The sequence below is a fragment of the Deferrisoma palaeochoriense genome, from assembly GCF_054656955.1.
Window position 1 is genome coordinate 1 of the sequence record NZ_BAAHXI010000085.1, and the last position, 13,103, is coordinate 13,103.

Below are 13,103 nucleotides of genomic sequence, written 5' to 3' on the forward strand. Positions count from 1 at the left end.
GGCATCGGGCGGGGCCCTCCTCCTCAACCTCGAGGTGGTGTTCACGGCCCTTCTGGCCCGGTGGGCCTTCGGGGAGCCGGTGGGACGAAGATCGTGGGCGGGGCTGGGGTTCCTGGCCGCCGGGGGCGCCCTCCTGTCCTGGTCGGGGGAGGCGGGGGTTCTCGAGCCGGGGAGCCTCTGGATCCTCGCCGCCACGCTCGCCTGGGGCCTCGACAACAACCTCACGGCCCGGATCGAGCGAACCGACGCGGTGCTCGTGGCCGGGGTGAAGGGGCTCGCGGGCGGGGCGGTGAACCTGGCCCTCGCCGGAACGCGCGGCGAACCCCTGCTCGCGGGGGTCGCCTGGCCGGCCGCGCTTGTCACGGGGGCGCTGGGCTACGGGGTGAGCCTCGTCCTTTTCGTTCTCGGTTTGCGGCGTCTAGGCGCGGTGCGCACCGTGGCCTGGTTTTCGCTTGCGCCCTTCTTCGGGGCCGCCGCCTCGGTCCTCGTGCTGGGGGAGTCCCTATCGGTCCGGCTGGCCGGGGCGGCCCTCCTCATGGCCCTGGGCCTGGGGCTCCACCAGTCCGAACGCCACCGCCATCCCCACCGCCACGGTCCCCTGGTCCACAACCACCCCCACCTCCCCGACCCGGACCACCGGCACGACCACCGGGGATAGCGACCAGCGACCGGGGCATCCCTCGGACGTGCGATGGGAGTCGTTGACTTGCTCGGGTGGGCCGCCGTATAGGATTAATCGATGGATCGATCAAACGGAGGGCGAGAAATGGAACGGGTCATCAGCGCTACAGAAGCCCGGATCCACTTCGGAAAGTGGATCCGACACGTGCGGGATCTCGGAGAAACCGTCATTGTGGAGCGAGCCGGCAAGGCCGAGGTCGTCTTGCTTTCTGCGGAATCCTACGCCCGCTTGAAGGCCCGATCCGAGGCTGAGCCCGTTTCGGTGTTGGAGCGAGCGAAGGCGCTGAGGAAGAGAATCCTGGAACGAAATGGCGGGGTTTTGCTGCCCCCGCCTGAGGACGTCATCGCAGAGCTGAGGAGGGAGCGGGACGATGAGCTTGCCCCTCTGCGTTGACGCGAGCTTCGTTGTGCGGCTTGTCGTTCCAGGGGAAGAGAGCGAGACCGTTGCATCCCTGTGGCGCCGGTGGGCCGAAGAGGCGCGAACGGTCATCGCCCCCGGGCTCATCTTCTACGAGGTCACGAACGCGCTCTATCGGTACGAGCGCGCCGGCTTTCTGACGGCGACGGAAACGCAACAAGCGTTGGATATGTTGACGGAGTTGGGGCTTCGCTTCGTGGACGACCACGCCCTCCACCAAGAGGCACTGCTCCTTGCACGGGAGCTGAGTCTGCCGGCTGCCTGCGATGCCCACTATCTCGCCGCGGCTCGGCGGTGTGGGGCGGAGTTTTGGACCGCGGACAAACGGCTGGCCCGTCAGGTGGCAAACCGTTTCGACTTCATCCGGGTCGTTCGGGGATGAGGTGGCGAGGCGTGTGTCTGCCGGCGTTATCTCGCCGGTCCTGACCCGTGCCGCGCGGTAAACGCGTTCCGCCGGGGGCGTGAGGGAAGCCGCGACCCACGCCGGAATCGGGCCGGCCAACCAAGCGGGCCCTTGCCTGTAACCATGGCGGCCTCACCGGCGGGAAAGAGGTGCTGCGGGGAATTGCGGGAGACTTCCTGACAAGCCGACCTCATCTACCGAACCCCCTTTCATCCCACACCTTCCGGGCCGGGTCGGCGAGCCACTCCTCGACCTCGTCGGCAGGGAGGTCCAGCACGGTTTGCCAAAACCGGATCCGGCGTCTCGAAAGCCCCCGGCACCGCGTCCGCCGGAGCCAGGCGCGAAGCCCCTCGTCGCCGAGTTGGCGCCAGACCCACCGCACCGCTTCGTGGTCGCCTTCGGCCAGGAACCGGCGGATCACCCAGTCCCGGTGGGCGTCCCAATCGACGCGGGCCGGATCCGTGTCCAAGAAGAGCGGGTGAAACTTTTTCGGGATGCTGGACAACGGGGGTCTCCAGTCTTCTCGGGTCCTGAGCGACATCGAAGCGAGGGGGATCGGTCCCGGCCAAACGACCGGCCGGCGCTCGGCGCGCGAAGCCCGAATTGCCGCCCGGCGAGACAAAATTAGCCGAGAAATTGTCCTCGGGGAAGACAATCTTCTGCTGGGACGCCGGGAGGCTCGGACGCAGGGAGGCCGGGATCCTTGATGATTCCAGCGCTCTCTCCGGCCCACCCCGTGGGAGCGGCTTCCGAGCCACGATAACGTTGCCCGCGGCCAGAGGGCCGCCCTAGGGCCTCCCTTGCCCATCCCGCCGCCAGCCCTTATCTGAGAAGCCTCCGCGCCGATAAGAAATCCTGGTCTTGGAGGTGTACGGAACCGTAGACCGCACGGAGGGTTTCCGGGATGAAACCGCTGGCGAAGTCGAAGCTGCGGGCGTTCGGCGCCCACCTTGCGATCAGCGCCACGGCGATGGCGGTGCTCCTGTGGCTCTTCATCCGCCACTGGTTCCCCATGCCCTACTTCGTGGCCGACGGCGGCTGGCAGGGCTTGCGGCTCATCGTGGGGGTGGACCTGGTGCTGGGGCCGCTCTTGACCCTCATCGTGTACAACCCCAAGAAAAGCCGTCGGGCGCTCCTTTTGGACTACGGCGTCATCGGCACCCTCCAGGCCCTCGCCTTCGGCTGGGGGCTTTGGACCGTGGCGGCCCAGCGCACGGCCCTGGTGGTGTTCGCCGACGGCGCGTTCTACTCGGCGAGCGCCGACCTCCTGCCCCTCGCCGGCGACGAGGCCAAAAAGCTCCTAAAGGAGGCCGACAGGACCCCGGTCTACGCCGTGATCCGCATGCCCCCCGACGAGGCCGAACGCCAACGCATCCGCAAAGCCGCCCTCCAGACCGGCCGCCCGGTGTTCCTGCGGGGCGACCTCATGGAGCCCCTGACCGACCAGAACCTGGGCATCGTCCGGGAATACCCCCTGACTCTGACCGCCTGGCGGGAGCGGGCACCCGAATGGGCCGAGAGGGCGGAAATCTGGCTGAGGGAGAGGGGGCTCGAGCCGGAGAACGTTCTCCTGGTTCCCCTCGTGTGCCGCTACGATCGGCTGGCCATCGCGCTGGACCCGGACGCCTTCTCGCCGCTGGCGTTTCTGCCGGAAGGACCTCCTGTCGAGAGGCATGTGAGGGTGAAGCGGGACGGGCCCTAAGCGGACACACTAGGGAAAGGTGTCGGGACGTTCGCGCCGCGCGGGGGTACCGAGATGCTCTCGGTGCTCGTTCAGGCCTGGCGGGGAAGCGTCGAGGCCTCCGGGGGCAATTCCGCGTGCGAGTGCGGGAGCTCGGCCTGACCGGTGGGATGCTGAATCCTACCAGCCGGTTTTCTCGTTTTTTTCGTTGATGGTGAGGACGCCGGCCGGCGCGCCGGACTTGGGGGTGGCCGTGGCCTTGAACGAGGTGGCGATGTCGCCCGTGGCGCCGGCCTCGACCTTGTAGTCGTAGTACAGGTCGGCCGGGTTCCCGGGCTCGAATCCCGGGAGATTGGCGATCAATGTGGCGGTGTCCGCCCCCGCAACGTAGGTCTTGTAGTCCGCGTAATACTGCTCTTCCAGAAGGCGAATCGTTTCCAGGTTCGATTTGGCCTCAGACTTGCGTGCGGTTGTGATATAACCCTTGTACATGGGCACTGCGATAGCGGCTAGAATCCCGAGGATGGCCACGACGATCATGAGTTCCACGAGGGTAAAGCCGCGCGTTCTCATGGGCTCACTCCAGAAGAATGGTGACGCTCTGGCCCGCAACAGGGTTGCCGTTCTGGTCGTAGGCGGTGACGGTGTAGGTTCGCGTGGCAGGGTCCTCGGTGATGACCACCGTGCCCGGGCCAGAACCCGATGTGGCAAAGGCGGCTTGTGACGTGTCGTAGACGCTTCGTTTCCCGCCGCTATTCAATGCTCCGGCAAATTCGTCGGGCGTGTCGAGATAATTTTCCGCCCCTGCCGCCCGTTTACTGATCTCGTTTCGGATGAGTTGCACCGCCGCGTTGAAATTGTTGGCCAGCACGCTTTGTTTCGCGGTTGCGACGTAGCCGGTGTACGCGGGGACGGCTATCGCGGCGAGAACTCCGAGAATGGCCACAACGACCAAGAGCTCGATGAGGGTGAGCCCCGCGATGGACGAATCAGTCTTCCCCATGGGTCTCCTCCGGCGAAGCGACATGGCCGAAGCCGAGGCCGGCTGCCCTTGGGTCGCGCCCATGCGGGCGTGGGAGTGAGTATGCGCTTACCAAAGCTGTGGGGAAGAAGAGCACGGAGGGGCCTTGTTCCGGGCCCCTCCGTGCCTCTGGATGTTACTCGAACGTCAGATCAACGGTCTCGTCGACGTTATTGCCATCATTGTCCAGCCACCTCGCCTGGACGGTCACGGTGTCGCCCGGGGACAAGGAGCTCAGATCATCGGGTTGGATGTCGACGTCACCGAGGACCACGGCCCCGTCAGCGGTGAACGCTGAAGCGGAAGCGTCATAGGGGTTCTTTTTGTTGCCGGAGTTCAGTTCGTCGGTCACGGAGGCGACACCTTGGCCACCACCCGACACCTTGGCAAACTCGCTCTTCACGAAATTGACCGCGGTGTCGTAGTTGGCCCGGGTGGCATTGGCCTTGGAGCGGGCAATGTAGCCGAGGTACTGGGGGATCGCCACGGCGGCCAGGATGCCTAGGATGGCCACGACGATCATGAGTTCGATCAGGGTGAAGCCCTTGCGCTCTTTCATCTTACTGCGAATCTTGCGGATCATGATGGTACCTCCTTCGTTGGGTGTTGGGTTTGGGTTGCGTGCTCTGCGGGAGCCAGGGGCTCCCCCCGGTTGGTCGCTACGTCTCGGGCGGCGTCATCCTTGATCCTCGACCTCCTTTCCCCCCGTCCCTGGGTTTGTATTCCGCCGAAAGCCTTCGGGCTACTGATCGTCCCTTGCCTTCGCCCGCTTTAGTAGCAACGGCCGTGCCAACGGCGATTTTTTCCGGCCACCCCAAAGCGCAACGACATGTGGGTCTTTGTTTCTACGCACCCCCGACATGTTGGGGTGCCGCCCGCGAGTTCCGAAATGCCGCCCCGAAACTGACAATCTGCGGCAGTCCCGGATGACAAAAATCGTCACCACGGCCCCGTAGAAGCCCGGCGGGGGCGGTGGTAAGGTGCTTCGGTGCGAGTTCCCGCAACGCCAGGCGAATCGGGAGGAGGCCGGACCGGGGGACCGGTTCCCCGGGCGGCGAGGGTTCGGGTCCAATCTCTCTCCACGGAAACGCAAGCGTCTTCCCGTGGCGTTCGTTGCGCACGTGGCGTGAGAATTGGTTTTGGATGTCTCGCCACGCCGCAGCGCCCGCGGCGCGAACACCCGTGGCCGAGGGTTCGTGGACCCGAAGTTGGGGTAAGCCAAATGGTTCGGGAATACACCGAGGCGGAAAGGGCCCAATGGCGGCGGGCCGCGGAGGAGCGGGCCGAGCGCGCCGCGCGGGCGCGGGAGTGCCGGCGGCAGGAGGCGCTTGTGCTGGCGCGGCGCCTGGCCGAGGTGCTTCGCCGGGAGTTCGGGGCGAAGCGGGTGGTGCTGTTCGGGTCGGCGGTGGAGGCCCGGTTCTTCCACGAACGGTCCGACGTGGACCTGGCCGCGTGGGGCATCGCGGAAGACGAGTATCTTCGGGCCGTATCGCGGTGCCTCGCCGAGGACCCGCGGTTTTCGGTGGACCTCGTCCGGGCGGAGGAGGCCTCGCCGCGGCTCCTGGAAACCATCGAGGAGGAGGGTGTGGACCTATGACCGCCGCTACGCGGCTGGTCCAGCATTGAACCTCCTCCGAAAACCGTGGCGTTCGTTGCGCACGTGGCGTGAGAATGGGGTTTGGGCCTCTCGCAACGCCGCAAATCTCGCAACGAAAGGGATCTCAGAGTTCAGGTTGACGACGAACTGTTGGAGCGGACTCTGGCCCGGGCGAGGCGCGTTGGGGTCAGCGTGGACCGAGCATTTCTGGACGCGCTGCGGGCGTTCGCTGGAGGGTCGTCAAGGCCGGAACAGGCTCTCGATGACCTGATCAACCTGTCGAAGGAGTCCTGCAGTCGGCGGATCGGTGGAACCTGGGCGAGGGAAGACCTGCACGAGAGGTGACCGAAGCGTCCAGAGGCCGTCGCTTAGGAAGAGGAAACCCGGGCCGAAAGGCCGGCCCGGGAACAGTGGCTCTACGGGCGCAGCGTGCGACGCACGGGGTACATTTCGCCGATCGGACGAAGGCGTTTTGGCCGCCAAGCCGCCTAGCGGCCTAGCCGCCCAGCACGAAGTGAGGCTTCATGTCGAAACCTGAACTGGTGGCCCCGGCGGGGTCGGTCGAGGCGTTTTGGGCCGGCCTGGAGGCCGGGGCCGATGCGTTTTATCTGGGGCTTCGGGAGTGGAGCGCCCGGGGCCGGGCGAAGAACTTCGGCCTGGACGACCTGGCCCGGGTGGTCCCGGCGGCCCATGCCGCCGGCCGGCGGGTGTACGTGACCCTGAACACCCTGGTGGACCCGGCCGACATGCCCCGGGTCGCGGGGGCGGTCTGGGACCTGGTGTGCCTCGGGGCCGACGCCCTGATCCTCCAGGACCTGGGGCTCGCCCGGGTGTGCCGGCAGGTGTTCCCCGAGGCCCGGCTCCACGCCTCGACCCAGATGTCGGTCCACAACGCGGCCGGGGTGCGGGCCCTGGAGGGGATGGGGTTCGCCCGGGTGGTGCTGGGCCGGGAGTGCACGATCCCCGAGATCGCGGCGATCCGGCGGGAGACCCGGGCGTCGCTCGAGGTGTTCGTGCACGGGGCGCTTTGCTACTCGGTGTCGGGCCAGTGCCTCGCCTCGAGCCTGCTTCTGGGCCGGAGCGCCAACCGGGGCTGGTGCGCCCAGCCTTGCCGCTGGGGCTACCGCCGTCCCGGGGGGGAGCCGAGTCCCGAGGCTTTCGACGCCGAGCGCCCCGGGCCCCGGCGCCGGCCCCGGGGGAAGGCCGGACCCGCGACCGGGAGGGAGCACCATCCGCTCTCCACCTCGGACCTCTGCCTCATCGGCCGGGTGTGGGACCTGGCCCGGGCCGGGGCGGATGCCCTCAAAATCGAGGGGCGGCTCAAGGGGCCCGAGTACGTCCACACCGTGGTGCGGGCCTACCGGAAGGTGCTCGATGCCGACGAGGCCGACCGGGAGGCCGCCGTGGGGGCGGCCCGGGAGATGCTGGCGGCGGTGGCCGCGCGGCCGGCCTCGGAGGGCTACGCCGTGCACCCCCGGCCCCGGGAGGTGCTCCGGAAGGGCGGCGCGCCCGCGCTGGGGGCCCGGGTGGGCCGGGTGGTGCGGTGGAAGAAGGGAAGCCTGGTGCTCTTCACCGAGACGCCCCTCCACCGGGGCGACCGCCTGCGGATCCCCACGGGCGCCACCGGCCAGGGGGTGGATCTCACACTCCGGGCGTTTCGGAAAAGGAAGGTGCCGGGCGGGTTCCGCTACGAACTCGAGTGCGCCGACGCCGTGAACCGGGGCGACCCGGTGCTCCGCACGAAAACCGCGGCCGGCGAGGAACTGGAGCAGCGGTTCGCCAAGGAGGCCCGGACCGCGGCCGGGCCCGAGGGGCGGCCCCTTCGGCTCACCCTTTCGTTCGGTCCGGGGGAGCTTCGGGTGCGGGCCGCCTGCGGGCCGGCCGAGGTGGACGAGACCTTCGGGGTCGAGTGGTACGAGGCCGAGCGCCACCCGCTCGACTACCACACGCTCCACGGGCGGTTCGGCCGCCTGGGCGGCACCGGCTACCACCTGGCGGGGTTCCGGGTGGAGGGGGAGATCCCGCCCGTGGTGGTGCCCCCCTCGCGCCTGAACGAGATCCGCCGGGCCGTGGTGGCCCGGCTCGACGAGGCGCTCCGGGCCGAGGGGGAGCGCCGGGCCGTCTCGGTGGCCCGGCCGGCCCCGGCCCCGGGCCCGGCCCGCCCGGCCGACCGGGTGCGGGTGTGGATCCGGGCCGAGACGGCGAGGGCCCTCAGGGCCGCGGCGGCCGAGAAGCCCCACCGGGTGGTGGCCCTCATGACCACCGAGACCCTGCGGGCCCGGGAGCGGCTGGCCGGGGAGCTCGGGGGCCGGGACCGGATCGTGTGGGAGATCCCGGCCTGGATCGCCCAGGCCGACCTCGCCCTTTTTCGCGAGCGCCTGGAGGGCCTCGCGGCCGAGGGGTTCCGGGCCGTGTGCCTCACGAACCCGGGCCACTTCGAGTTGGTCGGGGGGCTCGACCTGGAGTGCCACGCCGGCCGGGAACTCAACGTCGTGAACCCCTGGGCCGCCGAGGCCCTGTTGGAGCGGGGCTGCCGGAGTTTCGTGGTGAGCCCGGAGGCCCAAGGGGCGGAGGGTTGGCCGGGCCGGCCCGTGGCCTACGCCTGGGGCCGGCCGCCGCTCTTTCTGACCCGCCTCGACCCGGCCGCCGTGTGGCTCGCGGACGAGGCCCGGACGGCCCAGGACGGCACCGAGTTCACCTGGTCGTTCGTGCCCCGGGCCCTGGTGCGCGACCCGGCCGCCCGGGTGTACCGCACCGAGTCGTTCTCCTGGCTCGACCGGGCGCCGGCCTGGCGGGCGGCCGGGGTGAGCGACCTGCTCGTGGACCTGGGCGGCCCCACCCACCCGGGGGAACTCCCCTCCGTGCTCCAGGACCTGCGTCGGGCCTGGGAGGGGTAGGAGGCCGGAGCGGGAGGGTGTTGACGCGCGGTAAACTGCGGGGCAGATTTCCACGGTGGGGCAGACGAAAACTGTTGCTGCTACCTTCAAGAGTAGTGCCGGCGGCGGGTGGGGGACTGGTTCCGGCCGGGCGCGAGTGCGGCACCCTCTTCGCCGCGCCTTTCCATGCCGTTGTCGGCTCGGCGGGGCGGGGCGGCGGTGGCGGACGATCCGGACCTTCCAAATCGATCCAGGCGTGGTGAGGGCGCGGCGAGGTGAGGGGCCGCCCCCGGCTCTCCACCAGCCCCCCACCCGCGGGTTTCCGTCGCAACGACGGGGAGCTGCAATATTTCCGTTGGTATTCGTAGATCGGAGACGCCCAATGACCCTGGTGGACGAAATCCTGGAGCAGGTGAAGAAGCTCCCTCCCGAAAAGCAGCTGGATGTGCTCGCCTATGTCAGGAAGGTGGGCCAGGGGAGTGGGCCGCGCGTGCCGGACATATACGGGCTTTGGGCGGGGGTGGAGGTGACGGAAGAGGACATTGACCGGGCGCGGGAGGAGATGGCCCGGCGGTTCCCCAGGGACGACCTTTGATGGCGGGGCTCGTTCTCGATACCCACGCGTTGGTGTGGTATGCCACGGCCTCCGGGCGGCTCTCCCGCCGTGCTCGGGAAGCCGTGGCGTCGGCGTTCCAGGCGGGAGAACCGGTGTTCGTGTCCGCGATTACCTTGGTGGAGTTGCTCTACTTGGCCGAGAAGGGACGGATACCCTGGGACCTGTATCACGGACTTTCTTCCCTGGGGGCTCGGGAGGATACGGGGGTGGTTGTAGTGCCGTTGGACGCTCTTGTGGCCCGGGCGATGGAGAAGGTTCCGAGGGGGACCGTTCCCGACCTGCCGGACCGAGTGATCGCAGCGACGGCCCTCGCGTTGGAGAGGCCCCTTGTCTCCCGGGACGCGAAGATCAGGCTCTCCTCTGTGGAAACAATATGGTGAGGGTCGGGTTCTCGCCCCGGCGGACTCCTTCGTTCTACCGGCGATTCCCTTCGGCGCGACCGAGTCCTGTTCACCACCCCTGCTGCCGGGCCGCCAAGCTGCCTCGCCGCCCCGCTTTTTAGCCTCCCTTAAGATTTTCAATATTGCTGAAAAGGAGCGATCCTGCTACCCTGCCGGGCCAGCCCGTCGGAAGGGCCGGCGGGGTGGGTTTGAGGCGTCGTTTCGATCGCGGAGGGAGGCTTCCATGGACAAAGAGGCGATCCGCCAGCGCGTGGAGGCGTGGGAACAGGGGCCGGTGGCGAAAACGCTCAAGAAGTTCCCGGAGCGCCGGGAGAAGTTCCTGACGACCTCGGGCATCGAGGTGAAACGGGTGTTCACCCCGCTCGACGTGGACCTCGACGGGTACCTGGAGAACGTGGGGCTCCCCGGCGAGTACCCCTTCACCCGGGGCGTGCAGCCCACCATGTACCGGGGCCGGTTCTGGACCATGCGCCAGTACGCCGGGTTCGGCACGGCCGAGCAGACCAACGAGCGCTACCACTACCTCCTGAAGCAGGGCCAGACGGGCCTGAGTGTGGCCTTCGACCTGCCCACCCAGATCGGGTACGACTCGGACCACGAACTCGCCGAGGGCGAGGTGGGCAAGGTGGGGGTGGCCATCGACAGCCTCCGGGACATGGAGATCCTGTTCGACGGCATCCCGCTGGACCAGGTCTCGACCTCCATGACCATCAACGCCCCGGCCGGGATCCTGCTGGCCATGTACATCGCCGTGGCCGAGAAGCAGGGCGTGCCGAGCGACAAGCTCCGGGGCACCATCCAGAACGACATCCTCAAGGAGTACGTGGCCCGGGGCACCTACATCTTCCCCCCCGAACCGAGCCTCAAGATCATCACCGACATCATCTCGTTCTGTAAGGAGCACGTGCCCGCCTGGAACACCATGTCCATCTCGGGCTACCACATCCGGGAGGCCGGCAGCACGGCGGTGCAGGAGGTGGCGTTCACGCTGGCCAACGCCATCGCCTACGTGCAGGCCGCCGTGGACCGGGGCCTCGACGTGGACGAGTTCGCGGGGCGGCTGTCGTTCTTCTTCAACGCCCACAACAACCTCCTGGAGGAGGTGGCCAAGTTCCGGGCGGCCCGCCGGCTGTGGGCCCGGATCATGAAGGAGCGGTTCGGCGCCAAGAACCCCCGGAGCATGATGCTGCGGTTCCACACCCAGACCGCCGGGTGCACCCTCACGGCCCAGCAGCCCGATAACAACGTGGTGCGGGTGACCCTCCAGGCCCTGGCCGCGGTGCTGGGGGGCACCCAGAGCCTCCACACCAACTCCCGGGACGAGGCCCTGTGCCTGCCCACCGAGGATTCGGTGCGGATCGCCCTGCGGACCCAGCAGATCATCGCCCACGAGTCGGGCGTGGCCGACTCGGCCGACCCCCTGGCCGGGTCGTACCTGGTGGAGGCCATGACCGACGAGATCGAGCGCCGGGCCAAGGAGTACCTGGACAAGATCGACGACATGGGCGGGGTGATCAAGGCGATCGAGGCCGGGTACATCCAGCAGGAGATCGGCGATGCCGCCTACGCCTACCAGAGGGCCGTGGAAAGCGGCGAGCAGATCGTGGTGGGCGTGAACAAGTTCCAGATCGAGGAGGAGCTCCCGAAGAACATCCTGCGGGTGGACCCCGAGGTGGAGGCCTACCAGCGCCAGAAGACGGCCCGGGTGCGGGCCGAGCGCGACGCCGGGGCCGTGGAAAGGAGTCTGGAGGCCCTCCGGCAGGCCGCCACCGAGGGCGCGAACGTGATGCCCCCGATCCTCGAGGCCGTGAAGGCCTACGCCACCCTGGGCGAGATCTGCGACGTGCTCCGGGGGGTGTACGGCGAGTACACCGAGGCCACCTAATCCGATCGGTTTTTCTTTCGACCTTTGACCCGGGAGGGTTGTGAGATGGCGCAGAAGAAGATTCGCGTGTTGATCGGCAAGCCCGGCCTCGACGGCCACGACCGGGGCGCCAAGGTGGTGGCCCGGGCCCTTCGGGACGCCGGCATGGAGGTGATCTACACCGGCATCCGCCAGACCCCCGAGAAGATCGTGGCCGCCGCGATCCAGGAGGACGTGGACGTGGTGGGGCTCTCGTGCCTGTCGGGGGCCCACATGGTGCTCTTCCCGCGGGTGGCCCAGCTCCTCAAGGAAAAGGGCAAGGGCGACGTGCTCCTGTTCGGGGGCGGCATCATCCCGGTGGAGGACATCCCGGCCCTGAAGGAGGCCGGGTTCGCCGAGATCTTTTTGCCCGGCACCGATACGAACGACGTGGTGAAGTTCATCCGGGAGCGCCTGGGGGCGTAGAGGGAGGAGCGACATGCCCAGCAAGATCAACCATATCGGCATCGCGGTTCGCGACATCGAGGAGGCCGCGGCCTTCTACACCAAGCACCTGGGCCTGGAGCTCGGCGGGGTGGAGGAGGTGGCCGACCAGAAGGTGAAGGTGGCGTTCCTGCCCATCGGCGAGGTGCGCCTGGAGCTGGTGCAGCCTACGAGCCCCGACTCCCCGGTGGCCAAGTTCCTGGAGAAGAACGGCCCCGGGTTCCACCACATCGCCTACCAGGTGGACGACGTGGCGGCCGAGGTGGAGCGGCTCAAGGCCGAGGGGGTGCGGATGGTGGACCAGACCCCCCGGACCGGCGCCCACAACACCCGGATCGCCTTCGTGCACCCCAAGTCTTCCGGCGGGGTGCTGACCGAACTCGTGCAGGAGATGGGGGAGTAAGCGGCGAGGCAGCTAGGCAGCCCCGCCGTCTTACCCGTCACCGATGCCAAGAGGAGTCGATCCATGGGCGTGCCCCGCGAGGCCGGGAAGTCGAGCTTTGGCCTGATCGACCGGGAGCGGTTCCTGGCCGCGCTGCCGGAGGTGCGGGAGGGGCTCCTGCTGGATCTCGGGTGCGGCGTGGGGAACTACGCCTTTGCCCTGGCGGAGCGCTTGGGCGACGGGGTGCGGGTCCTCGGGATCGACCCCTGGGAGGAGGGGGTGGAAACCCTGAACCGGGAGGCCCGGGGCCGGGGGTTCGCGGACCGGGTGTCGGCCCGGGGGGGCGACGCCGCCCGGCTCGAGAACCTCGCCGACGCCTCGACCGACGGGGTGCTCTTCGCCACGGTGCTCCACGACCTGGCCGAACGGGGCGAGGCCGGGGCGGCGCTTCGGGAGGCCGCCCGGGTGCTCCGGCCCGGGGGGTGGCTCGCGGCGGTGGAGTTCCACAAGCGACCCACGCCCCACGGCCCGCCCGAGCGGATCCGGCTCTCCCCCGAGGACCTCTCTGGCCTCGCCGCTCCCGAGGGGTTCGCCGGCCCCGAGGTCACCGACCTGGGGGAGGACTGCTACGTGGCGGTGTTTCGGCGGCAAAGCGGCGGGCAGCCGGGCGGCTAGGGGGA

The 13,103-nt window shown here is 68.6% G+C and carries 16 protein-coding genes; 12 read left to right on the plus strand and 4 right to left on the minus strand.

Going from position 1 to position 13,103, the window contains the following annotated elements; translation table 11 throughout:
* The 3 genes from ACYQ8L_RS16765 to ACYQ8L_RS16775 all read left to right on the plus strand — a co-directional run.
* A partial coding sequence (locus ACYQ8L_RS16765; RefSeq protein WP_459942962.1) for a DMT family transporter occupies positions 1-658 on the plus strand: 658 nt, incomplete at its 5' end.
* Positions 659-766: 108 nt separating this feature from the next.
* A complete protein-coding gene (locus ACYQ8L_RS16770; protein ID WP_459942963.1) occupies positions 767-1,075 on the plus strand; it encodes a type II toxin-antitoxin system Phd/YefM family antitoxin in 309 nt (102 codons plus the stop codon).
* Entirely contained in the window at positions 1,053-1,481 is a 429-nt protein-coding gene (locus ACYQ8L_RS16775; protein WP_459942964.1) for a type II toxin-antitoxin system VapC family toxin, read from the plus strand. Before ACYQ8L_RS16770 ends, ACYQ8L_RS16775 begins: the two co-directional genes overlap by 23 nt.
* A gap of 211 nt (positions 1,482-1,692) precedes the next feature.
* Here ACYQ8L_RS16775 and ACYQ8L_RS16780 read toward each other — a convergent pair whose 3' ends face one another.
* Positions 1,693-2,007, minus strand: a complete 315-nt coding sequence (locus ACYQ8L_RS16780) for a DUF6922 domain-containing protein (RefSeq protein WP_459942965.1) — start codon at positions 2,005-2,007, stop codon at positions 1,693-1,695.
* A gap of 399 nt (positions 2,008-2,406) precedes the next feature.
* Here ACYQ8L_RS16780 and ACYQ8L_RS16785 point away from each other — a divergent pair, with 399 nt between their 5' ends.
* Positions 2,407-3,204 carry a hypothetical protein gene (locus ACYQ8L_RS16785; RefSeq protein WP_459942966.1) on the plus strand — a complete coding sequence of 266 codons (798 nt, stop codon included), beginning with the start codon at positions 2,407-2,409 and terminating at the stop codon, positions 3,202-3,204.
* Between the two features lie 159 nt (positions 3,205-3,363).
* Here the strand turns inward: ACYQ8L_RS16785 and ACYQ8L_RS16790 are convergent, their stop codons facing one another.
* The 3 genes from ACYQ8L_RS16790 to ACYQ8L_RS16800 form a co-directional block, all read right to left on the minus strand.
* Entirely contained in the window at positions 3,364-3,756 is a 393-nt protein-coding gene (locus ACYQ8L_RS16790; protein WP_459942967.1) for a type IV pilin protein, read from the minus strand.
* 4 nt (positions 3,757-3,760) lie between these two features.
* Positions 3,761-4,186, minus strand: a complete 426-nt coding sequence (locus ACYQ8L_RS16795; protein ID WP_459942968.1) for a pilin — start codon at positions 4,184-4,186, stop codon at positions 3,761-3,763.
* A gap of 154 nt (positions 4,187-4,340) precedes the next feature.
* Positions 4,341-4,763, minus strand: a complete 423-nt coding sequence (locus tag ACYQ8L_RS16800; RefSeq protein ID WP_459942977.1) for a prepilin-type N-terminal cleavage/methylation domain-containing protein — start codon at positions 4,761-4,763, stop codon at positions 4,341-4,343.
* A gap of 663 nt (positions 4,764-5,426) precedes the next feature.
* Here ACYQ8L_RS16800 and ACYQ8L_RS16805 point away from each other — a divergent pair.
* The 8 genes from ACYQ8L_RS16805 (at position 5,427) to ACYQ8L_RS16840 (ending at position 13,098) form a co-directional block, all read left to right on the plus strand.
* Entirely contained in the window at positions 5,427-5,801 is a 375-nt protein-coding gene (locus ACYQ8L_RS16805; protein WP_459942969.1) for a nucleotidyltransferase family protein, read from the plus strand.
* A 524-nt stretch (positions 5,802-6,325) separates the two neighbouring features.
* The gene (locus ACYQ8L_RS16810; RefSeq protein WP_459942970.1) at positions 6,326-8,698 is read left to right on the plus strand and encodes a peptidase U32 family protein; all 2,373 of its coding nucleotides are present in this window, start codon (positions 6,326-6,328) and stop codon (positions 8,696-8,698) included.
* A 361-nt stretch (positions 8,699-9,059) separates the two neighbouring features.
* The gene (locus ACYQ8L_RS16815; protein WP_459942971.1) at positions 9,060-9,272 is read left to right on the plus strand and encodes a hypothetical protein; all 213 of its coding nucleotides are present in this window, start codon (positions 9,060-9,062) and stop codon (positions 9,270-9,272) included.
* Positions 9,272-9,673, plus strand: a complete 402-nt coding sequence (locus tag ACYQ8L_RS16820; protein WP_459942972.1) for a type II toxin-antitoxin system VapC family toxin — start codon at positions 9,272-9,274, stop codon at positions 9,671-9,673. The genes ACYQ8L_RS16815 and ACYQ8L_RS16820 overlap by 1 nt, the downstream gene beginning before the upstream one ends.
* A 244-nt stretch (positions 9,674-9,917) precedes the next feature.
* Positions 9,918-11,579 (plus strand): acyl-CoA mutase large subunit family protein, encoded by a 1,662-nt coding sequence (locus ACYQ8L_RS16825; RefSeq protein ID WP_459942973.1) that lies wholly within the window; start codon positions 9,918-9,920, stop codon positions 11,577-11,579.
* Between the two features lie 45 nt (positions 11,580-11,624).
* On the plus strand, positions 11,625-12,023 hold the full coding sequence (locus tag ACYQ8L_RS16830) for a cobalamin B12-binding domain-containing protein (protein ID WP_459942974.1): 399 nt from the start codon (positions 11,625-11,627) through the stop codon (positions 12,021-12,023).
* Between the two features lie 13 nt (positions 12,024-12,036).
* Positions 12,037-12,444, plus strand: a complete 408-nt coding sequence (gene mce / locus ACYQ8L_RS16835; protein WP_459942975.1) for a methylmalonyl-CoA epimerase — start codon at positions 12,037-12,039, stop codon at positions 12,442-12,444.
* Positions 12,445-12,507: 63 nt separating this feature from the next.
* Positions 12,508-13,098 carry a class I SAM-dependent methyltransferase gene (locus ACYQ8L_RS16840; protein WP_459942976.1) on the plus strand — a complete coding sequence of 197 codons (591 nt, stop codon included), beginning with the start codon at positions 12,508-12,510 and terminating at the stop codon, positions 13,096-13,098.
* Positions 13,099-13,103 lie beyond the last annotated feature (5 nt).